Source organism: Streptomyces fuscichromogenes (assembly GCF_014645815.1).
GTDB classification, from domain to species: domain Bacteria; phylum Actinomycetota; class Actinomycetes; order Streptomycetales; family Streptomycetaceae; genus Streptomyces; species Streptomyces fuscichromogenes.
On the sequence record NZ_BMML01000032.1, the window covers coordinates 1 to 19,843 of the forward strand.

General features: G+C 65.6%; 20 protein-coding genes and 3 pseudogenes. 5 read left to right on the forward strand and 18 right to left on the reverse strand.

Annotated features, from left to right (window positions below; genetic code table 11):
• Positions 1–96 (reverse strand): DUF5372 family protein (locus IEZ11_RS52645; RefSeq protein ID WP_189268530.1); only part of this gene is annotated, 96 nt, incomplete at its 3' end.
• Positions 97–134: 38 nt separating this feature from the next.
• Between IEZ11_RS52645 and IEZ11_RS43045 the strand changes: the two genes are divergently transcribed.
• A complete protein-coding gene (locus IEZ11_RS43045; protein ID WP_189268531.1) occupies positions 135–356 on the forward strand; it encodes an integrase core domain-containing protein in 222 nt (73 codons plus the stop codon).
• Positions 357–393: 37 nt separating this feature from the next.
• Here the strand turns inward: IEZ11_RS43045 and IEZ11_RS43050 are convergent, their stop codons facing one another.
• From IEZ11_RS43050 to IEZ11_RS43105, 11 genes and pseudogenes are all read right to left on the reverse strand, one after another.
• Positions 394–615, reverse strand: a complete 222-nt coding sequence (locus IEZ11_RS43050; protein WP_189268532.1) for a hypothetical protein — start codon at positions 613–615, stop codon at positions 394–396.
• Between the two features lie 519 nt (positions 616–1,134).
• Positions 1,135–2,358 carry an NAD(P)/FAD-dependent oxidoreductase gene (locus IEZ11_RS43055; protein WP_189268533.1) on the reverse strand — a complete coding sequence of 408 codons (1,224 nt, stop codon included), beginning with the start codon at positions 2,356–2,358 and terminating at the stop codon, positions 1,135–1,137.
• Between the two features lie 118 nt (positions 2,359–2,476).
• Positions 2,477–3,519: pseudogene (locus IEZ11_RS52790) on the reverse strand (IS630 family transposase).
• 76 nt (positions 3,520–3,595) lie between these two features.
• Positions 3,596–4,012, reverse strand: a complete 417-nt coding sequence (locus IEZ11_RS43070) for a hypothetical protein (protein WP_189268535.1) — start codon at positions 4,010–4,012, stop codon at positions 3,596–3,598.
• A 2-nt stretch (positions 4,013–4,014) separates the two neighbouring features.
• Positions 4,015–5,031 carry an aldo/keto reductase gene (locus IEZ11_RS43075; protein WP_189268536.1) on the reverse strand — a complete coding sequence of 339 codons (1,017 nt, stop codon included), beginning with the start codon at positions 5,029–5,031 and terminating at the stop codon, positions 4,015–4,017.
• A 119-nt stretch (positions 5,032–5,150) separates the two neighbouring features.
• Positions 5,151–6,434, reverse strand: coding sequence for an aromatic ring-hydroxylating oxygenase subunit alpha (locus tag IEZ11_RS43080; protein ID WP_189268537.1), 1,284 nt, complete (start codon positions 6,432–6,434; stop codon positions 5,151–5,153).
• Between the two features lie 63 nt (positions 6,435–6,497).
• The gene (locus tag IEZ11_RS43085) at positions 6,498–7,055 is read right to left on the reverse strand and encodes an aromatic-ring-hydroxylating dioxygenase subunit beta (protein WP_189268538.1); all 558 of its coding nucleotides are present in this window, start codon (positions 7,053–7,055) and stop codon (positions 6,498–6,500) included.
• A 47-nt stretch (positions 7,056–7,102) separates the two neighbouring features.
• Positions 7,103–8,362 (reverse strand): MFS transporter, encoded by a 1,260-nt coding sequence (locus IEZ11_RS43090; RefSeq protein ID WP_189268539.1) that lies wholly within the window; start codon positions 8,360–8,362, stop codon positions 7,103–7,105.
• An 85-nt stretch (positions 8,363–8,447) separates the two neighbouring features.
• Entirely contained in the window at positions 8,448–8,786 is a 339-nt protein-coding gene (locus tag IEZ11_RS43095; RefSeq protein ID WP_189268540.1) for a non-heme iron oxygenase ferredoxin subunit, read from the reverse strand.
• Entirely contained in the window at positions 8,783–9,745 is a 963-nt protein-coding gene (locus IEZ11_RS43100) for an alpha/beta fold hydrolase (RefSeq protein WP_189268541.1), read from the reverse strand. The genes IEZ11_RS43095 and IEZ11_RS43100 overlap by 4 nt, the downstream gene beginning before the upstream one ends.
• Before the next feature lie 331 nt (positions 9,746–10,076).
• On the reverse strand, positions 10,077–10,964 hold the full coding sequence (locus IEZ11_RS43105) for an alpha/beta fold hydrolase (protein WP_189268542.1): 888 nt from the start codon (positions 10,962–10,964) through the stop codon (positions 10,077–10,079).
• A 175-nt stretch (positions 10,965–11,139) separates the two neighbouring features.
• Between IEZ11_RS43105 and IEZ11_RS43110 the strand changes: the two genes are divergently transcribed.
• Positions 11,140–11,895 carry a helix-turn-helix domain-containing protein gene (locus tag IEZ11_RS43110; protein ID WP_189268543.1) on the forward strand — a complete coding sequence of 252 codons (756 nt, stop codon included), beginning with the start codon at positions 11,140–11,142 and terminating at the stop codon, positions 11,893–11,895.
• Between the two features lie 93 nt (positions 11,896–11,988).
• Here IEZ11_RS43110 and IEZ11_RS43115 read toward each other — a convergent pair whose 3' ends face one another.
• From IEZ11_RS43115 to IEZ11_RS43130, 4 genes are all read right to left on the reverse strand, one after another.
• Positions 11,989–13,566, reverse strand: coding sequence for an MFS transporter (locus IEZ11_RS43115; protein WP_308426590.1), 1,578 nt, complete (start codon positions 13,564–13,566; stop codon positions 11,989–11,991).
• A gap of 40 nt (positions 13,567–13,606) precedes the next feature.
• Complete coding sequence (locus tag IEZ11_RS43120) at positions 13,607–14,503, reverse strand: alpha/beta fold hydrolase (protein WP_189268545.1); 897 nt, start codon at positions 14,501–14,503, stop codon at positions 13,607–13,609.
• A 109-nt stretch (positions 14,504–14,612) separates the two neighbouring features.
• The gene (locus IEZ11_RS43125; RefSeq protein WP_189268546.1) at positions 14,613–15,554 is read right to left on the reverse strand and encodes a VOC family protein; all 942 of its coding nucleotides are present in this window, start codon (positions 15,552–15,554) and stop codon (positions 14,613–14,615) included.
• Positions 15,555–16,006: 452 nt separating this feature from the next.
• Positions 16,007–16,516 carry a methyl-accepting chemotaxis protein gene (locus tag IEZ11_RS43130; RefSeq protein ID WP_189268608.1) on the reverse strand — a complete coding sequence of 170 codons (510 nt, stop codon included), beginning with the start codon at positions 16,514–16,516 and terminating at the stop codon, positions 16,007–16,009.
• Here IEZ11_RS43130 and IEZ11_RS43135 point away from each other — a divergent pair.
• Both IEZ11_RS43135 and IEZ11_RS43140 read left to right on the forward strand, forming a co-directional pair.
• Positions 16,481–16,645 (forward strand): annotated as a pseudogene (locus IEZ11_RS43135) (rhamnose ABC transporter substrate-binding protein); the annotation flags it as partial. The gene IEZ11_RS43130 and the pseudogene IEZ11_RS43135 overlap by 36 nt on opposite strands.
• A 108-nt stretch (positions 16,646–16,753) precedes the next feature.
• A pseudogene (locus tag IEZ11_RS43140) lies at positions 16,754–17,489 on the forward strand (substrate-binding domain-containing protein); the annotation flags it as partial.
• A 112-nt stretch (positions 17,490–17,601) separates the two neighbouring features.
• Here the strand turns inward: IEZ11_RS43140 and IEZ11_RS51500 are convergent.
• A complete protein-coding gene (locus IEZ11_RS51500) occupies positions 17,602–17,970 on the reverse strand; it encodes a hypothetical protein (RefSeq protein ID WP_229713709.1) in 369 nt (122 codons plus the stop codon).
• A gap of 565 nt (positions 17,971–18,535) precedes the next feature.
• Here IEZ11_RS51500 and IEZ11_RS43150 point away from each other — a divergent pair.
• Positions 18,536–18,952 carry a hypothetical protein gene (locus tag IEZ11_RS43150; RefSeq protein WP_189268547.1) on the forward strand — a complete coding sequence of 139 codons (417 nt, stop codon included), beginning with the start codon at positions 18,536–18,538 and terminating at the stop codon, positions 18,950–18,952.
• A gap of 201 nt (positions 18,953–19,153) precedes the next feature.
• Here the strand turns inward: IEZ11_RS43150 and IEZ11_RS43155 are convergent, their stop codons facing one another.
• Complete coding sequence (locus IEZ11_RS43155) at positions 19,154–19,831, reverse strand: SDR family NAD(P)-dependent oxidoreductase (protein ID WP_229713710.1); 678 nt, start codon at positions 19,829–19,831, stop codon at positions 19,154–19,156.
• Between the last annotated feature and the right edge of the window lie 12 nt (positions 19,832–19,843).

Sequence of the window (19,843 nt, forward strand, 5' to 3'; positions counted from 1 at the left end):
CAGGACCAGAACCACGTCCCCGCGCCACGAGTTGAGCCGCTCCAGGAACTCGAAGTCCTCACCACGCCGGGGATGGAACGGATGGATCAGCCGCACACGTCCGTCGTCATCGCGGGAAACGAGCGCATTCGACGGTGAATGCCAACGCGATGGCCGAGGCCCTCAACGGCTCTTTCAAGGCCGAGCTGATCGAGCACCAAGGTCCCTGGCGTCACGCTGACCAGGTCGAACACGCCGTCGTCCCATGGGTCGGCTGGTACAACACCGAGCGCCTGCACTCCGCCCTCGGCTACCTCCCACCCGAGGAATCCGAGACCCAGCACTACCGATCCCAGACAGCCCTCACCGTCGCCTGAAACCACGAAAACCGGCCGCTACGAAACTCGGGTCAGCTCACACGTCCGTGATCACGATGGGGCTGCCCGGAGTACAAGTCTCGGTCAGATGAGTGGAGAGCCCTCTACAGCTGACGATGTGTCCGTGCTGTGCGTAGCGGGCCGTGGTGTCGTAGGGCGAGACGAACACCCGGGACGAGGGCGGCAGCCCTGGACCGTCGTCCTCAGCGGTGCGCCAGAGCAGGCGTCCTGCGGCGTCATGGTGGTAGTTCTGCACCATGACGCCGCAGCGCCTGGACGCGGGGGCCGAACACCCGGCCTTTCCCGTTTCAGTAGAGGTGTTCCAGGAGCAGGACGGCGTCGTTGCAGGTGGCGAGGATCCTGCGTCTTGGGCTTGGTGGGGTTCTCGCCCAGGCGGACCGGCTGGCCGTAGCGGCGCCCCCACTCCTCGTCGACCAACCCGTCCAGCAGGTGGCCAGTTGGGCGGGCGAGAGGCCCGGACGCCCGTCTCGCGGGTACCAGTCGGCGAAGTCCTCGTCGCGCCACAGCCCATCGAGGCGGTCGCGCACCCATATCGCTGTCGCTCCGTCCGGGGTGCTCGCCCGCGCGACCTGGGCAGTCAGAGGCGGGACCTGCGCACCGGAACGGGGGCTGAGGGACAACGAGCACCTCGACAGCTGTATCGGTCATCGAAACTGCCCGAGCGTGCCCGCTGATCACGCTGCCGTACCACGAAACGCCAAGATTCCCGACAGAGTCAAGCCAATGCCTGTTGCCGGCGTTCTCGTTCTCGAGGTGGTCACACCTTCGCCGCGCTCGACAGGAGAGTCTCCACGATCGCTGTGGCCGCCGCGTAAGATCCATCCTGGTTGACCAGGCGGCGCACCCGGCTGAAGAGACGTCCCTGGTCACGCCCCATCACGCCCACGAGCTGGCCGGCCCCATCTCCGAAGAAGACCAGATCGGGGTCTCCCTCCTCGTCGCGGGAGAGAATCTCGACGTGGAGCTCGTCGGCCACTCCGCAGAACTGGAACCGGTGGTCGTAGAGGTCCATCCAGAAGTAGGGCACCGCCACGTACGGGACCGGCTCCTCGGCGACCGCGTTGCGGCCAGCGCGCTCGCCCTGATTCATGGCGTTCGTCCAGTTCTCCTCGCGCGTCAGGAGACCGTGGGAGGGGTTGGGCCAGGAGGCGACGTCACCGGCTGCGAAGACTCCCGAGGCGGCCTGCATCGTCACATCGCACACGATGCTGCCATCAGTCCCCATTCGCAGCCCGGAGTCTCGCAGCCACGCTGTGGCTGGACGTGATCCGATGCCGAGCACGACGAGATCGGCGCTCAGCTTCGATCCGTCTGCCAGGTCGACGAGTGCGCTGTCGCCGCTTGCGCGTAGGGCCTTGACCGTGGTGGTGAGGCGTACGGAGACCCCATGTCGTTCGTGCAGACGCGTCATCTTCTCGCCGATCGTCTGGCCGAAGGCTCGAGCGAGTGGAGCCGTCTCGCGCACGATGAGGGTGGCCTCTGCTCCACGGCGTCGAGCTGCGGCGGCAACCTCGCTGCCGATGAGTCCACCGCCGATGACAACGACATGTCGCGCGTCGCGGAGCGCTGCAGCAATGCGTTGCGCGTCGTCCCATGTCCGGACCGTGACCACACGATCCGTCGGCCCCTCGGTCTGGAGCTGGATCGGTGCGGATCCGGTGGCGATGACCAGTGAGCCGTAGGAGATGTCGCCGGCTGTGGTGGTCAGAATCCTGTTGGAAACATCGAGTGCGATGGCTTCGACCCCGAGGCGAAGGTCGACGTCGAGGCTGTCGCTGAAGTGCTTGAGTTCGCGCAGCAGGACGATCTTCGGCTCGTCGCCATGCAGGTGCTCCTTGGAGAGCGGCGGCCGGTCGTACGGCGGGTGGACCTCCGCGCCGATCATCGTGATGCGACCCGTGAAGCCTTCGCGTCGAGCGCCTTCCGCGGCGTGAACTCCCGCGAGCGAGGCGCCGACGATGACGAGGTGGTCGTGAAGCATGGTGTGTCTCCTACTGGTTGAAGCAGACGCGGGGCGTCGTTCGGCTGGGGTTGATTCGGTCTGGGAGGTCAGCCCAACCGGGTCCGATCGCTACTGAGGTTTTCGGTTCGGGGTGACCTCACGACGGGGCTGGTCTGAGGCCGGTCTCAGCTATGAAACCGTCGTGCAGACCGTGCTGGTACCGCATCCGGTTCAGGCGGGTGCGGGCCGTGCGGCCAGCTCGTCGAGGCTGGACGCAGCGAGGTTGCCCAGGCTGTTCTCCGGATGTACCCACGCCTTCGGCCGGGTTGAGGCCGGGTGTGTACGAAGGGAACCGGAAGTCGGTCAGCCGCTTCCGGGCCTCGATCAATTCACGCATCGTGGCGTCGACGTGATGGGGGTAGTTGTCCCACACCAGCACGACCGGCCCGCCAAGCTGCTGGTGAGCTGCATCCAGCAACGCGGCGAAGTAGTCCTTCTCGCGAAGGCCCTTCCGCTCGCCCTTGCGGCCGTGGTGCACCAGCATCCGGAGGATGAGGCGGATGTGTTGGCCCGGGCTGTGGCATACCAGGTCGGCGAGTGAGATACGTCCCGAGCCCCCAGCTCGGACGGTGATGCGGAGCGTATGGCCGCGCCGGGACCAGGTCCGGGCCTTGGGCGACCGGAGCACCTGGCCCGACTCATCCGCGAACCACAGCCACGCGTCCTGGTCACTCACCGTCTTTCCACCCGCGGCCATGGCTCCCTCATCCAGGTGGTCACCTCCTCGTCGCGCTCGGCGGCCCCGCGCATGGGGACCCGCACCGTGAAGCCCATCTGATGCAGGATGCGCCAGGTCTGTGCCGGGCTGAAGTGGACCTGGAAGCGCCGCGCGATCACTGTGGCCACCCGGGTCAGGGTCCAGCGTTGATCCTTCACCCAACCGTGCGCGGCCGGCCCCTTGTCCAGCTCGGCTGCCAGCCAGGCCCGCCAGTGGGGCGTCATCCGCGACGGCCACCCCGACGCCCCCTTGAGCCGCAGGGTCTGCAGGCCGCCCTCCCGCCAGCGAGCATGCCGGGCATACGTGGACGTCAGGGGGACCCGTATTCGTCGCGCGATCTGCGGCGGCGTCACACCTCGCGCGAAAAGCTCGGTGGCCTCGAACCGCACTTGCTCCAGCCGAACCCGCTGCTTCGCGGTCAGACCGCCCCCATCGGGATGTCACATGACGCTGGGATTGACTCACCAGCGGGATCGCCGTCACTCTGGGCCGAAACCCTCAGTAACGGGCTACGAGGTCAGGCTGCGGCGTCGACGTCTTGATCGCGGCGCCGATGAATGGCTCCATCTCCCGGCGCAGCCGCTCGGCGTCCTGGCCCCAGCCGGCCAGGTACCACCGCTGCCGGCCGGGGTCGGGGACGCTCTCGATGAAAGCATGCGCGATGTCCGCTTGGTCGTCGTCGAAGCACCATACGACGGACTCCCGCTCGCTGACGACCTTGCCGTTCTCGACGACGACCTGACGGTCGTGCAGTCGGACGCCGGAACTCAGCGTGCGTACGGGGGATGCGACCACCTCGCCGTGGCAGCTGGTCGCGAACTCCGTGGCTTCCTCCTCGATGGCGAAGACCTCCACCGGCATGCCAGGTCGAGCCACGACGTACACGGTGTCCTGGGGTGAGGCCTGGTGGGGCATGGTCAGATCCTTTCCAGTGAGTCCGTCTCATCGGTCTGGTTGCAGTTCTGCACGGTGTCGAGGTGCGCGACCGACGTCGCGCCGATGAGCGCACGCTCGAGGGTCTTGAGCCCGGCGGGGGTAAGGGTGGCGGCGGCTCCGTCGACCGCGTCTTGCAAGTGGGCGGGCGACGTGGCTCCGACGGCGGCGGCGGAGACGTCGCGTTGGTGCAGCAGCCAGGCAATTGCGGCCTGGGCGGCGCTGAGGCCGAGTGACTGTGCCGCCGTTTCGAAGCGACCCGCGACAGCGACTTCCGCCGGGGAGAATCGCTCCCCGCCCCACCGCGCGGAACCCGACCAGGCGCGCGCTGCGCTCGCCTCGCCCGAGAGCAGACCCATGGCCAGCGGGCTGTAGGCGACGAGGCCCATGCCCCGCCTTCGAACAGTGGGGACGAGGTCTGCCTCCACATCGCGGTTGGCTGCGTTGTAGTGCACCTGGGTGACGACCGGCGGATGCAGTCCCTCCGTCAGGGCGGCAGCGGACAAGTCTTCGAGCTCGGTCGCCGAGTAGTTCGCGACGCCCCAACAGCCGACGTCACCGGATCGAATGAGCGAGTCGAACGCGGCGATCGTCTCCAGGATCGGCGTGGTCGGGTCTGGCAGATGCGCGTAGTAGACGTCGATACGGTCGCGGCTGAGGCGCCGCAGGCTGCTGTGGGCCTGCTCCATGATGTGCGCTGGGTCCAACCGGCCCTGCCAGGGCTGTGAGCTGCGAGCGTCTCCGAGGAGCTCTCCTACCTTCGTTGCCACGGTGATGCGCTCGCCCAGACCGCGCACCGCATTGCCGATGATCTCCTCAGCGGAGTCGCGCTCGCGCCACGAGGGGAGACCAGGACGGTCGTAGTCCGGCTGACTCCCATAGGAGTTCGCGGTGTCGATGTGGGTGACGCCCAGGTCGACCGCGAAACGTACATAGTCTGCGGCGTGCTCCACGAGAGGCGATACCCCGAACGTTGCCGTGCCCAGCGCGATGCGTGACACCTGCGGGCCACCAACGCCCAAACCTACGCTCTGCATGCTGAAAAAGCCCGTCCTTCGATCTCCATCACAACGGCCGGAGGAGGGACGCCCCGATGCGCCGGTGTCCCTCCTCACGCTTCTCACATCTCGGCGGTGGTGCCCTCGTAGACGGCGGTCTGCGGTTCCAGCGAGATGTCCGCCCACGAGCCGGCGTTCATGAACTCCTGGTAGCGCAGATAGAACGCGCGCTGGTTGTGCTCGGATACGAACCGGTCGGTGACCATGCCGGGGTAGACATCGTGCGGTCCGGCGTTGCCGAGCCCCATGTTCAGCAGCTGCTCCTGTTGCGCGCCGATGAAAGTCGCACCGGAGTTCGAAACCTGTCGCCAGTTGTCGATGTCGTCGGCCTCGAAGGTGCCGGCCGCGCCGTTCTGGGATGCGTGCTCCATGCGGAGGACGCGCTTCTCCTCCTCGGTCGCGTCCGCGGGAACGAGAGCGAAGTGCCAAAACTCCGTCTGGAGCGGACCGCGCGGGATGGCAAGGCGCATGCCGAGCACGGTGTTCGGGAAGATGCTCGACGCCGACGCCGCGACGTTGTTGGCGCGGAACTCACCCAGCCGTTCGACCTCCTCGGCGGGCGCCTCGTGCCCCGTCGTCTCGAAGACGGCGATCTGGTGCCCGTTCACGAAGGCGTGCTTGGCCGGAACCGTCCAGTTCCACTCGTGGGTGTATCGCGTGGCGCCCATGACCCGCGCGAGCGCGTTCGAGGCGGAAGAGTGGGTGGTCGGTACGTGGTACCAGTCAGAGCAGTTGTCGACCGAGGTCTTCCAGTTCACCGGCTGGATCCACTTCTGCGGACCGTACGCGATGAAGCCGGCCGGCCGGCGCTTGTACTCGGTGTCCAGGTACCACCGTGCATCCCCGAGGAAGTCCTCAAGGCTCGGTGCGTCGGGGGCCCAGGTCGCGAAGATCAGTCCGGCATAGGTCTCCACGCGTGCTCGGCGCAGGCCCAGCTTCGTCTTGTCGAGCTTGTTGTCGTAGGCCTGCTCCTCGCCGGGCACGTACTCCAGCGCGCCGTCGAGCCCGTAGGTCCAGCCGTGGTACACACACATGAAGCTGGCGCAGTTGCCGTCGTCGGTGCGCGTCAGTCGCGCTCCGCGGTGGCGGCACACGTTGAGCATCGCGTTGAGACCGCCCTGGCGGTCGCGGGTCAGGATGACCGGCTCCTCACCCATGTAGGTGTGGAAGAAGTCGCCGGGGTTCGGTACGAGGCTTTCGTGGCCGATCAGGAGCCAGGAGCGCCCAAAGACCTTCTCCATCTCCTCGCGGTAGATGGTCTCATCGGAATAGATCCGGGGATCGAGCGCTCCCGTCTCCGGGTCCAGGATCTTGTACTTCTTGGTGCTCGTGGTGGTGATGGTCATGCGCTGCTCCGATTCGAGAAAGCAAGATGGGGCAGGCCGCAGCCTGCAAGAAGGCGTGGGGGCCTAGAAGAAGATGGAGATGTTCTTGTCGAGGATGACGTTGGCGTCGAGCACGATCGTGCGGTGCGCGATGCGCCACTCCGAGTCCTCGCGACGCAGGACGTCGGTGCGTGAGCCGGCGTAGATCGACTGGTCGACCTCGAGCTGGGACCGGTAGCAGATGAAGCCGGTCTTGGCGACGACCTCGTCCTCCCCAACCGTCTCGATGACCAGGTTGCCCACCAGATGGCGGGTGCGCGACGGGGGCTCCTCGGCCCAGCCCATGCCGGACTCCAGACGCTGGAGGCGTACCTCCATCAGCTTGCGGTCGTCCTCGTAGTAGGGCAGATCGGTGCCGATGGGCGGGATCTCCCGGTGAGCCTCGCGCACGGGCACGTTCTTGCGCCGCGGCATGAAATACATCATGTCCTCGGTGAAGAGCGCGAACCACTCACGGAACCGACGGTCGTCGAGGAGCCACGCCTCCCGGATGTAGAAGTGATTCAGGTCGTTCCAGAGGCTCTGCGGGTCGAGGAAGGCAGTCTGGACCGATTCCCTCTGCTCTTCGCTGAACAAGGTCATTTCGTTCTCCTGGGTCAATAGAGGGTGGGTCTGTGTCGCCATGCCACTCAGCTCAGACGGACCTTGGGCAGGAAGAGGAGGCTGGCAAAGGTCATGACGGCGGCGACGATGACGAGTCCGCGGACGCCGCCGCCGTCCGCGTCGACGATGTGCGGGGCGATGATCGCGACGAGCGTCGAGGCGACTGTCGCGCTACTGGAGGCGAGGTTGATGTCGCGGCCCGGGTTCGTGGACGGCTCGATGACCTTCATCGCCATCGTCATGTAGAGCGTGATGCTCAAGCCCATGGCGATGCCCATGATGCCGTAGCCGACGTAGAGCAGCGGCAGACTCGAAGCCGTCAGCAGGAACAGGCCGCCGATGACAAAGAGCACGGCAGAGGCCCCGTACATCAGCCGCGGGTGGCCCACACGCTCCAGAAGGCGCGGAACAGCCAGGCTGACGACGAACGCGATCCCGTTGAAGAGGACAAGGGCCTTGAAGGTGACGTCCGTCAGTGAAGCGGGGGCATCCTCAACGAAGTGGGCCGCAAGAAAGTAGGTGTAGGAATTGGCCACCGCCAAGAGCGAGAAGACCAGGACCGTGCTCGCGAGGAGCCAGGGAAGGCTCGGCATCCGCTTGCGGTCGATGTAGAAGCAGCTGAGCAGAGTACGGAAGGTGATCTTCACCTGCTCGGTCTGCACTCTGTCCTTGACGACGACGAGCAGGACCGACCCGGGAACGACCGCGAACAGTGCCGGCAGTACGAACAGAAAGAAGGAGCTGGTCGGTCCCGACCGCGCCAGAAAGAGGCCGAGGATCGCGCCGGCGACAGTCGCGGCACCGAGCGCGCCGGCCGCGACGCTTTGAAGGGCCTCCGGCACCTGGTCCGCCACCATGGCGTAAAGAGCACCGATGCCCGTGCCGGCAGACATGGCGACAAGGATGAAGCCGATCCAGACGGCGGCGACGCTTCCGGCGGCGGCGAGGACCGCTGAACCCGCCGCGATGCCGACGAGTGACGCCAGGAACCACGGCCTGCGCATTCCGAATCGGCTGGTCGTGGCGTCACTGAGGGTTCCGATCACCACCAGGGGAATCAGCGCGCACAGCGAGGCCACCACGAGCATGTCGGAGAGCACCGCGGCCGATCTGGCCGGTGCGATCTTCTCCAGCTTCAGAACGATCGAGATCGACAACGGCATCGTGAACGCCATCGAGATGCCGACGTAGCTCACGGCCAGTGTCGCGATGACTGCGATCGCCCGCGAGTGGCTTTCGGAGTGACCCGCTGGGCTCGATTGGGTGACGTCGATAGGAGTGGACATCTGTTGCCCCAAACTGTGACGTGGTGCAGGGGATGGACGGGAGGGGATGCATGGCTATGGCCACCACGATCTGGGTGGTTGAGGCTTAGGCGTTACGTGAGGAGAAGTCGCCCCAGACCGTGCCGTCGTCGTCGACTCGGGCCGGGTAGGTGGCAAGTGGCTCGGTGGCCGGTGCGGTGAGGGCGGCTCCCGTTCTCACGCAGAACTTCGCAGCGTGCAAGACGCATTCGACGGCGCCGTCCTCGACGAAACCCTCGGACAGGGACGAGGTCGCATGCGTGCAGATGTCGTCGGTGATGAAGACCTCGTCACCTTGACGAAACACCGCGACCGGAGGTGTCAACGGATAGCGGTGCCCCTCCGTCTCGGAGAGGTCGCTCAGGGAACAGATGCGCTCCCACGTCACTGTTGCGTTGTCGGTCATCCCGCGTTCTCCTGCGTGGTCGTGTCCGGGTGGCCGGAGTGGTTCAGGGCCTTGAGGAAGGTGGAGAGCTGGATTGCGAACTGGTGTGGGCGCTCGAAGGACGGCCAGTGGCCGCACTCACCGAAGACCACCAGGTCCGCGTGGCGGATGTACGCAGCGAGCATCAGCGCCTGCTCGAGTGGCACCATCCGGTCGATGCGGCCATGGAAGATGACGGTCGGGCAGGTGATGCGGTGCAGATCCCCGAGGTTGCTGTGCGCCACTGTCGCCGAAGCGGCTTCCGCCTCGATGTGAGCCGCCGAGCGCTCTCTGAAGGAGATCATCTGCGACACCAGCTCCTCCGTCAGCAGCTCGTGCTGGTGAACGAGAGAACCGAGGAAGCGGCGCAGATGGAACTCGCTCGCCGGGTCTTCCACTGACGCCAGGTAGTAGCTGATCGCCTCAGGTGGGAAGGGGGCCAGCAGGTAGGGATCTCCCCCGGTCGAGGCGTGACAGGAACCGACGAAGAGCGCACTTACGCGATCGGGGTGGGTCAGCGCGAGGTCGAGAGCGGTGGTGCCGCCCATCGACCCACCGACGACCACGACACGGTCGAGCTCCAGCTCGTCGAGGAGCCTGATGACAGCGCGGACAGCGACGTCGTGGACCGGCTCGTGATACTCGACCGGTCCGCTCAGCCCATAGTTCGGAAGGTCGAGCAGAATGCAGCGATAGCGGTCGGACAGCTCCTGCGCGACCTCCGCGAACGCCATCCAGGCGGTGACGCCCGGGTGCGGCCCCCACGGCTGGATAAACAACAGCGGGGTGCCCTCCCCCAACTCGGTCCAGTGCACGACACCTTCCGAAGTGCTGATCGTCCGGCGAAGGTCGGCGGGGGCGATGAGGAGAGTTTCGGGTGCTGTGACGCTCGTGCCGTCGTCCCTTGCTTCGCTGACTTCTGGATCGGCCGTAAGAGCCATGCTTGTCCTTCCAATGGCAGCCCAAAGACGCCTCGAATCGAGGCGTTCGGGCGTGCCAGATCAGCCCGACGCCAGACGCCGTGTCTGTCGGGATCGCCGCGGCCCTACGCTCGTCGCGCGGGCAGGCGGATATGAGACGGGGTGCTACGCGGTCCGACGTCCTTTAGGCGTCGGTAACGTTCTCTTGCTGCTCACCGACTTCTGGGGCGGCGAACAGCCGCTAATTGAAGTGAGACTTTAATGGAGCGTGGCGTGCGACGCCAGACACGGAGGCAGATGATTTCCACACTTTTGCCGAGGTGATGTGTGGCCTTCGGCCGGCGGGTGCCCGCTACGCAGCGACGCTCGCGATGCCGGGCTCGGCGGCGTCGAGGAAGGACCGTACGACCGAGGCGTAGGCGGCCGGATGCTCCTCGGCGAGATGGTGGCTGGCGCCCCCCATGATGTGGACGTGCCCATCGGCGAGATGATCTGCAAGGAACTGTGCGTAGCTCGGTGCTCCGAAGGGGTCGTGCCGACCGAACAGCAGCAGCGTGGGCGCCTGGATGCGGCGAAGGTCGGCGAAGAGGTCCTCGTGATTCCATGTCCGCAACATCATTGCCCCGAACTCTCGCAGCTCCGCCGAGCCCGCACTTTGCTGGAAACGGAGGTCCAGCAGCCAGTCGGGGATCTTGCTGCCGTCGCGCCACTCCATAAGTTCGAGCAGATGGCGGAGCTTGTCCTTGGTCGGGCCCTCGCCGGCGAAATAGTTGTTGAATGCCAACTCGCCGCTGCGGGCCTCTTCGGCGTCCGGAGGCGTCCAGCCCTGCATCGTCGGAGTGCTGCCGCTGAGAACGATACGCCCGACGCGATCCGGGTAGGACAGCGAGAGCGCGAGTGCGACCGATCCTCCGAGCGAGCCACCGACGAAATCGGCACGCTCGATGCCCTTGGAATCCATCAGTGCGATGAGGTGGTCGGCGTGCCACCGAAACAGCGGCTGATCTGTGACCACCTTTGACGAGCGACCGTATTGGAGGAGATCGACCAGGAGCATGCGCCGCGAGTCTGCCAGGTGTGGCACGGTGAGGGCGAAGTCTGTCCAGCTGCTGCATCCCGGGCCCCCTCCGTGCAGGAAGAACGTGGGCATGCCCTGGCCGCGTTCGATCAGAGCCATTTCGTTGCCCAACGCCTGGAAGTACTCACATGCCGGAAGCTCCGTGTCGTGGTTGCCGTTCATGACACACCTCTCCTTTGCCTGGCATGGAGTGAATCCATGCCGCACACTGTTGCCTTGAAGTCTGACTTCAACAGGGTCGGGTCAGGTTGTGTCGTCATCAAATGACCGTTGCGTCTGTGTTAACCGAGGACACCAGCGCCGACATCCGGGCCCGGTGAGCGGATAGGCTGATCTGATGGCAAACAAGCTCCCGCAGTCGCCCATGGCCAGTAGCGATCGCGGCACCCCTGGGGGTGCCCGCCCAGACGTCGGTTCGGTTGGGGGCGCACGGTTGGTTGGGCAGCGCATCAGGGCGCGTCGTCGCGAGCTGGGGCTGCGCCTGGTCGACGTGGCCGAGGCGGTGGGGATCTCGGCGTCGGCAGTGAGCCAGATGGAGCGCGGCGTAGTTCAGCCGAGTATGCGATCGCTCGTCAGGATCGCTGAAGCGCTTGACACCTTGCCGCACTACCTCATGGACAACACGTGGGCATCGCAGCCGCATCCGGAGGCCAAGGAGGCCGGCGCGGCCCCGTCCTCGAAGTGCCCGAATGCGATCGTCACACGTGCCTCCGAGCATGAGCTCCGTGAGGGAGGTCCGCAGGAGGGTGCCTGGCGCATCATGACCGAGGCGAACCCGACATTCGCCGCATATGAGTTCCATAACGGCCCCGACGTTCCCGGCGAGTTCTACGCCCTTCCTGTTGACCACCTCAACATCGTCGTCGAAGGCTCATATGTGCTGGAGATCCAGGGAGAGGGCGAGGAAACGCTGAACGTGGGAGACACCTCGTACGTGCGGTCTGGCGTCTACTTCCGGTGGATACGGGCGGAGGAGACTAGTCGCTTCATCAGCGTGCTCTGCGGGCCGGCACCCGAGTACGCGGCCGGTTCTTCGGCATCGGAGCCGTGGCGAACAGCACCGATCCGGGTGTATCGGCAGACCGCACCCTAACCGTCAAGAACCAGCGACATCATCTGCGCCAGGCGCACCGCTGATGGTGTCGCACCGGGAACTGGACGATGCCGTGCTTGCGTGGGTTACAGGCTACTCCGCCGACGCTGCGGCCTGAGCTGGGGAGATGTCTGAGTCGCTCGGGCGGCGGGTGGGGCGCTCCGGCAGGCGCCGCACCATCCACAAGAGGGCGAGTGTGACAAGCCCTGCGGCCACGAAGGCGTGCGCGAGGGAAGATCCCTCGTCGGAGGACTGGGCGGTGAGAACGGTCGTTACCGAGACACCGAAAGTGGCACCGAGGGTCATGAACATTCCTCTCAGTCCCGTGAGCGCTGAGATGTTCGACCCCGCCTCGCTCAGGCCGGTGCTGCTGAAGGACGGTACGGCGATGCCGATGCCGAGTCCCGCGAGTCCCGACGCGATGGACAGAGCCAGGGTCGCATCGACATTCTTGGGGATGAGTCCGCTGATGATGAGGCTCGCCGCCAAGAGCGTGAAACCCAGTGCCATCGGCCTTCTGAAGCCGGTGCGATCAAGGATGGCGGAGGTAACCGATGAGGTGACCAGCATGACGACCGCACGAGAAGTGAGTAGTGTGCCGGACTCCAGGGCGCTCATGTCAAAGCGCGATTCGGCGAGCAGGGGAAGCAGAGTGGCAAAGCCGACGCTGCCCATACCATAGACCAGCGCGGTCATGTTGATCGTGCGGTACGGGCGCTGCCCGAGGAGTGCCATCGGAATGATGGAGTGGCGGATTCGCCCAGCTCGCCGAAGGAATACCGTCAAGCCTCCGACGGCGAGGACGCACAGAGTGCAAAGGACAACGGGCGAGGGCGCAGTGGCGCCGAGCTCATTGATGGCGAGGAGTGCCGCCACCATGGTCATGCCGAACAATCCGGCGCCCAAGACATCGACCGGGGAGGTCTCCACCGTCCCGGAACGAGGCAGCCGGAAGCCGAAGACCAAGAAGATTAGTCCGAGCGGCACGTTGATGAGGAATACCCCCCGCCAGAAGCCGAGTTCAAGGAAGGCGCCCCCCAGGAGCGGGCCGACCATGACGCCGACGGTCCAGACGGTTGTCGTCAGCCCGATCGCGCGGTCACTCTCGTCCTCGAATGTTGTCGCAAGCACACGAACGACGCAGGGCATGAACGCGCCGCCGGCGACTGCTTGAATCGCGCGGAAGAGGATCAGTGTGACGAGGCTTGGCGCAAGCCCGCAACCGAGCGAGGCAAGCGTGAAGATGCCGGCAGCCCACAGGAACACCGGCTTGGCGCCAAAGCGATCGGTGATCCGCCCTGCGACCGGCAGGGAAACGGTCTGGCCCAGGAAGTAGATCGTCACGACCCAACTGCCCCAGTTCAGCCCTGCGCCGAGCTCTTGGCTCACGGTCGGCAGGGCGGTGGCGATGATGCTCGATTCGATCGCGGCCATGAAGAGCGCAAATGACGCGGTGAGGAAGACTGCCCAACGACGCATAGGGCGACCTGCGCCTCGGTCTCTGAGCCGGCGCGTGGCAGACCGCCACATCATGGTGCATACCTCTCGGGTGCGGATCGTGTGTGTCGCTTGACTCAAGGGCGGGTGAAGCCCCCCGGGATGGCCGACCAGCACGCGGCGACGAGCGGCGCCTCCAGACAGGACTGATCGCATTGGAGTGCTGGCCGGCATAGGGGGTCAGGTCACCACCGGACCTTGTGGCGATGGCACCTCATCCCTGGGCGGACGTGCGCTCGTGCTGGCCCAGCAGCCACGAGATGACGACCCGGTTGAAGTCTTCAGCGGCTTCGTACTGCACCCAGTGGCCGCAATTGCGGAAGACGTGCAGTTCAGCCTGAGGAAAGCGGCGCAGCATCGATACCTGAATGTCGAACGGAACGAAGCGGTCGTACGCTCCATAGACGATCAGAACAGGGCTGGCGACGTTCGGCAGGTTGGGAGTCTGATCGACGAACTGCGTGCGAGTGGCATTGTCGAGGAAGGCGTCGCGGAATCCTGCCGAGACCGCGTCCTCGACCGCCTTCCAACGCATTTCGAGAAGCTCTTCGGTCACCTTGCTCTGATCGAAGAAGAAGAGACGGACTGCCTTGTCCATCAGCTCGCGAGATGGATTTTGAGTCACCTCCCACAGCGTCGCGGCACCGTGCGACGGGCCGGACTCGAAGATCGACTGCCCAGCCACCGCGCCCATGAGGACGTTGTAGTCGAGCTTGTCAGGGTGGTAGACCGCGAACGAGATGGCCTCGACGCCGCCCTTCGAGTTTCCCATCAAAGACGCCCGCGGGATCTCGAGGAGCCTCATGAACTCCGCCAACAGGTCTGCAGAGGCGCGCGACGCATCCTCACCCTGCTCGAAGAGGTGCGAGCTCGACTTGCCGTAGTTGGGCATGTCGATGAGGATCGTTCGGAAGTGCTTCGAGAACGGTTCGATGTTCAGGTAGTAGTTGAACCAACCCGAAGAGCCGATGCCACCCCCGTGGATGAAGATCACCACCTCCTTGAGCTCCGGCGAAGCCTCGTGGTAGTGGATGTCGATCCCGTTGACCTTGATGTACTTCTCGGTGTTGCTGTAGGTGAGCGCGCCGCTCTGGGTCGTTCCCAATGACATCGGCTGTCCTTCTCTTTCTCGTCTCTCGCTCAGACGGGGCGTCGGCTGGTACGTCTGGCGGGCTTTCAAGCCTGCGCTGCGATGGGGCACAGCCCATACGGGGCCAGACTCAGGCGAACACCTGCTGCTTGCCCGGCGTCCGGTGGCCCCAGTAGCTGTCCTCGTGGTAGTGCGAGACGAGCCATTCGTCGCTGGTGATGAGGCGGCCGCCCGTGCCGTACTCGACGGCAAAGCCGGACGGGCTCTCCATGTAGAACGAGACCATGTGGTCGTTGGTGTGCTTGCCGATGGTCAGAACGGTCTTCGCGCCGTGGTCGACGCTGCGGTCGTAGCCCTGGCCGACCGTGTCGAGGTCCGCGACCTCGACCATGAAGTGGCCCATCTGCGTCTCGATCCCCGGCGCCTTGAGGATCCCGAGCGAGTGATGCCGCTGGTTGACGTGCAGGAAGACGCCGCCGTCCTCCCCATCGGGCCCGGACATCGTGTCGCTGACCCTGCAGCCGAGGCCGTCGATGTAGAAGTGCACCATCTCCTCGTAGCGATCGCTGATGAGGATGTCGAAGTGTCCGAAGCCCATGTCGCCTGCGAGCTCTGCGGTCGTCACAAAGTCAACGCCGAGCGGGGAGACGAAGCGGCTTCCGGGCATGAAGGCGCCGTAGAAGATCTCCACCTGGTTTCCAACAGGGTCCTCTGTGAGCAGCAGGCCCTGGACTTCGCGAGTCTTGGCCAGGTCCGGGTCTTCCTTGGCTTCGAAGCCCAAGGCTGCGAGATTGTCGGCGACGGCGTCCAAGACGGCAGCGTTCGGGACTTCCCATCCCATGTAGGACAGACCGCCCTGGCCCGGGTGCACGGAGAATCGCCAATCACGATCGTCGATTCGAACGCGCAGCATTTCGTCCGTCGAGCTGGGCGAGATCTGTGCGCCCAGAACTTCGGAGGCGTACCGCCGCCACGCGTCGAGGTCGGGCGCCGTGAAACCGAGGTAACCCGCGGCCGTGACTCTAGCCTTCATGTCTGTTCCTTCCGCTTTCAACTGATCGTCATTGATCAAGACGGAACCGACTCCACCCGTTGCATCCCGTGGCAACGCGGTGCACCGGCCATGCCGACACATCGGGCGAAGACGGGCTTTCCGTCGACGTGCGACATCCGGTCGGACTCCTGTCGGCGAGAGCGATCCTGGTCCTGAGGCGTCCCGCAGGTGTGCAGGGAACTGCCTGCGCCGCAATTGAAGTTCTACTTCATTTTTCGGACCTGTGGAATCTGATGTGACTCACGTCTCACTCTGTGGACAATCGGGATCCCGAAGGGAGAAGCGGGGCGGCGCCGTCCGTGCGATGACGGCGAGTGCGCACGTCAAGGCTGCCAGTGCTACTTTTCGGCGAGGTCGGCCGTGCATGAGCGGACCGTGGGCCCAGGCACCGGGAGGACATCGGGCCCGGAGCGTACTGTGCGCCGGGCCGGATGACATGCGACGCGGGTCGACGGTTGGTCAGGGGTGGGTCAGTAGCGGAATGTGCTCATCAGCCGGTCCGGGATGGTGCCCAGGGCACCCTGCTGCGTTTGGTCGGTGGCACCGGCGAACTGGGTGACGTCAGCGCCCATCCCGTTGGCACCCGTCGCGGCCGCGGTCACCGACCGGGCGATCTCGTCGGTGGTTGCGGTCTTCTCCTCCACCGCCGAGGCGATGGTGCCAGTGATGTCGTTGATCCGACCGATCACCGCCGAAATCTGACCGATCACCTCCACCGCGTTCGTGGTGTCACCCTGGATGGCCTCGATCCGACGACCGGTCTCTTCGGTCGCCTTCGCGGTCTCACCGGCCAGCTCCTTGACCTCGTTCGCCACGACCGCGAACCCGGCTTGCGCAGCGCCACCGGCTTGGTCGTTCCGGTGGGATCGTTGCGTTCGGACTTGCAGTGGCTCAGTACGTAGGGGCGTAGGCTTCGCTCGCTGCTCGACGGCACCCTGCCGCCCGCCGCCCGCACCGCCGTCGCGCTGGTCTCCGGGCAGATCACCGGCAAGGAGGGCGAGACCTTCAAGGCCGGCGACACCGAGTACACCATCGGCAAGGACGGCGTGATCGACCTCGGAAGGCCCGCCGTGTTCGAGGCGAAGAACATCGGTCAGTTCAACTTCTGATCACTACATGAGGGCGGAGGTCTCTGCCGGATGGCCCCGTCGTGGGTATCAAGGACGGCGCCCACGCCGCAGGAGTTTCCATCGGCTCGGTGTCCAACGTCATCAACCGTCTGCAACAGCGCGCAGAGCGCCGGCGGGGAGGAAGCCGAGCACCTCGCGCTCTTCGCTGAGCAGCGCGTGCGGCGCGTCCTGCTCACCTCTGCCGACGCAACCGGCCGCAACATCGAGACTTTCCGCCGACACGGCATCCCTTTCGTCGTCGACCGGATGGCCGAGGGGACGACCGGGTGCTCGGTCTCCGTCGACGAGGTGGCGGGCGGCACGCTCGCCGTCCGCCACCTCGTCGATGCCGGGCACCGCTCCGTTGCGTACGTCAGCGGACCGCCGCGCCTCAACCAGGCCTACGACCACCGCACCGGTGCCCTGGGCGCGCTCGCCGAGGCGGGCCTGCATCCCGATGCCTGCGCGAGCTGCCGACCGAGCGCCTGGACGTGGCCGCGGGCCGCGATGCCGGCGCTCGACTGCTCGGCCTCGCCAACCGCCCCACCGCCATCTTCTGCGCCAACGATCTCTTCGTCCTAGGCGTCCTGCAGGCCATGTACGCGGTGGGAGTGGTCGTACCGACGACCTTGCCGTCCTCGGCAACGGTGACATCGAATTCGCCGCCGCAGCGGCCGTCCCGCTCACCTTCGCACGGCAGCCCGCGGCGGCCATGGGTGCCCTCGCCGCCGAACGCCTCCTGGAGGAGACCGAGTCACAGGACGCCCTCTTGGCCCACGAACACCGCCGCGTGGTGCTCCAGCCCGAGCTCGTGGTACGCCGCTCCAGCCCGCCGACGCCTTGATGGAGCCTGCGTGGTGTGAGCTGTGGGATTGCCTCGATGAGCCGGTAGCCAGTCGGTGAACTGCTGCACCGGACCGCCGTGAGATTGGCGATCCGGGCTCGGTCGGGAGCGTTCAGGCGTGGGTCGGCTTCTTCTTGTGGTTCTTGAGGAGGCCGACGCCCGCTCCGAGCGAGACGAGGCCCATCACGGTGGCGACCGCTATGCCTTTCACGCCGTCGAGGGCGACGGAACAGGTCGTGGCCACAGCCGCGTTGAACAGGAACAGGAACCACAGCACCGGCCTGGACGCGACGAAGTCCCTCATCCGCTGCTGCTTCATGAGAACGGTGCTCGCCACGAGCGCCACGACCATCCCGCCGGCGCTGACCAGATTCTTCTCCGTGCCCTCGAATACCGCTCCAGCGGCGATGGAGACACCGATACCGGCCGTGAACACGAAGAACAGCAGGAGAAGGGAGAAGACCGACATCTGCTTTTTCATGGGGGTGCCTTTCAAGTGCGGGATGCGCGTGGGGAAGAGATGACTGTGAGAGGCCACTGCGGGGCTCGGCCTTGCCATGTCACGGCCTCGCAGAGATAGGTAGGGCGAGCGGATCAGCGCCGCCGGAAGGCGCCGCGGCCCGATCGGAAGGAGGCGGGTCTCCAGGTCGGAATCGGCTACCGCACCAGCCTCTTGGATCGTCGGCCCTGTGTCGTCATGCACGTGCACGCGGTTGGGGCCGGTGTCAGAGCACGAAGAGGAACGCTGTTTCCTCCTCCTCAGGTACGAGATGCCGTCTCCCGACCGAACATGATCGTTTGGTTTTCGCTGGTCAGGCATGGCTTCTTGGGTCAGTTCACGCCTTGTCATCGACAGGTGTCGTGACCATGGCCGATTCGGCCAGGTCGGCTGACGCGCAAGACGGGCTCAGCTCGTGGTGTAGCCGGCTACACCACGGGTTCGGGAGTGCACACCCTCGTGACGGTGAACGGCTGCCGGGATCGTTGTTCGGAGTTCGAAGGGGCCTTTGCCCTGGCCAACCTGATCCCGTCCGAAGGAAAATCCCGTGCACTCGTTCCTCGCCCGAGTGAAGTCGTTCTTCGCCAACCTCTTTCTGTGGGCGTTCTTCGTCGCCGGTCTCGTCATGAGTGGAGCCGCCAAACAGGTCCTGGACGGCAGCACTGAGCAGAGCATTGCTACGTACGGTGGTGGAGCCGTCGCACTGATCGCGGGCTCGCAGATTGCCCGCAAGCCGAAGATCAAGGCATTTCTGGGGCGGCCGGGCACGCTCTGGTTTCTGTTCCTGTTCAACGCTGCCGCGGCAGCCGGCATGTATACGGCCATGGATGGCGTCGACCGCTACGTCGGCTCGGGCATGATGGGCCTGGTCTCCCTGGGCGCGCTCGGTGGCCTCATCGCGAGCAGGCGGAAGCCGCAGGTCGCGGCGGCACAGCACACCGAGCACGACAGTCCGTGGAGCTGAAGCCCACAGACGAGGAACGCTTTTCGCCGAGTCGCCTTCCGCCCGCGGCAGCCGTCACCATCCGGTGAAGGGGACTCTGCGGGCGACTCCTGAACAGGGTTGCCGGAAAGGTCTCGCCGACGGTGTCGGAGCCCGACGGCACCCCGCGGCGGGTCGCCGCGTCGAATCCCTCGGCAGGCTCACACCACGTGGATCGTGGCTCTAGTAGGTGGCCCTGCCGCCACTGATGTCGTACACCGCACCCGTGGAGAAGCTGACCCGGTCGGAGGCGAGGAACGCCACCAACTCGGCAACCTCCTCAGGCCGGCCTATGCGCCTCATGGGTATGAGACCGGTGATGTGCGCCAGAACGTCGGGTGACGTGCTGTCGTTCATCGGTGTGGCGAAGACCGCCGGTGTGATGACGTTGACCAGGACGCCGCTGGTCGCGAGTTCCTTGCCGACCGACTTGGTGAGGGCGATGACGGCTCCCTTGGAGGCGGAGTAGGGGGCCAGGTTGGGATTGCCGTCCTTGCCCGCCATGCTCGCGAAGTTGACGACCCGTCCCCAGCCCCGCTCGCACATGCCGGGAACGAATACACGCATCGTGTTGACCGTGCCCAGGACGTTCACGTCCAGGACGCGGCGCCACTGTTCGACCGTGGTCTCCAGCAGGGGCCGGTTGGGGCCGACGACACCGGCGGAGTTGACCAGGATGTCCACATGGCCGATGTCTTCGGCCACCCGCCGCAGGGCTTCCTCGTCGGTGACGTCGGCGCTGACGTCGGCGCCCTTGAGGTCGAGGGTGATCACCTTCAGCCCCTCGTCCCGCAGGAGCTGGGCGGTAGCCGCTCCCAGGCCGCTGGCGCCGCCGGTGACAAGTGCTGTCCTGACGTGCATCATCTGTCTCCT

What these genes read in the sequence shown, in the direction of transcription:
- IEZ11_RS43050 (WP_189268532.1), bottom strand. Translation starts at nt 615, where the DNA reads ATGGTGCAGAACTACCACCATGACGCCGCAGGACGCCTGCTCTGGCGC.
- IEZ11_RS43055 (WP_189268533.1), bottom strand. Translation starts at nt 2,358, where the DNA reads ATGCTTCACGACCACCTCGTCATCGTCGGCGCCTCGCTCGCGGGAGTT.
- IEZ11_RS43070 (WP_189268535.1), bottom strand. Translation starts at nt 4,012, where the DNA reads ATGCCCCACCAGGCCTCACCCCAGGACACCGTGTACGTCGTGGCTCGA.
- IEZ11_RS43080 (WP_189268537.1), bottom strand. Translation starts at nt 6,434, where the DNA reads ATGACCATCACCACCACGAGCACCAAGAAGTACAAGATCCTGGACCCG.
- IEZ11_RS43085 (WP_189268538.1), bottom strand. Translation starts at nt 7,055, where the DNA reads ATGACCTTGTTCAGCGAAGAGCAGAGGGAATCGGTCCAGACTGCCTTC.
- IEZ11_RS43090 (WP_189268539.1), bottom strand. Translation starts at nt 8,362, where the DNA reads ATGTCCACTCCTATCGACGTCACCCAATCGAGCCCAGCGGGTCACTCC.
- IEZ11_RS43095 (WP_189268540.1), bottom strand. Translation starts at nt 8,786, where the DNA reads ATGACCGACAACGCAACAGTGACGTGGGAGCGCATCTGTTCCCTGAGC.
- IEZ11_RS43100 (WP_189268541.1), bottom strand. Translation starts at nt 9,745, where the DNA reads ATGGCTCTTACGGCCGATCCAGAAGTCAGCGAAGCAAGGGACGACGGC.
- IEZ11_RS43105 (WP_189268542.1), bottom strand. Translation starts at nt 10,964, where the DNA reads ATGAACGGCAACCACGACACGGAGCTTCCGGCATGTGAGTACTTCCAG.
- IEZ11_RS43110 (WP_189268543.1), top strand. Translation starts at nt 11,140, where the DNA reads ATGGCAAACAAGCTCCCGCAGTCGCCCATGGCCAGTAGCGATCGCGGC.
- IEZ11_RS43115 (WP_308426590.1), bottom strand. Translation starts at nt 13,566, where the DNA reads ATGCCGGCCAGCACTCCAATGCGATCAGTCCTGTCTGGAGGCGCCGCT.
- IEZ11_RS43120 (WP_189268545.1), bottom strand. Translation starts at nt 14,503, where the DNA reads ATGTCATTGGGAACGACCCAGAGCGGCGCGCTCACCTACAGCAACACC.
- IEZ11_RS51500 (WP_229713709.1), bottom strand. Translation starts at nt 17,970, where the DNA reads ATGAAAAAGCAGATGTCGGTCTTCTCCCTTCTCCTGCTGTTCTTCGTG.
- IEZ11_RS43155 (WP_229713710.1), bottom strand. Translation starts at nt 19,831, where the DNA reads ATGCACGTCAGGACAGCACTTGTCACCGGCGGCGCCAGCGGCCTGGGA.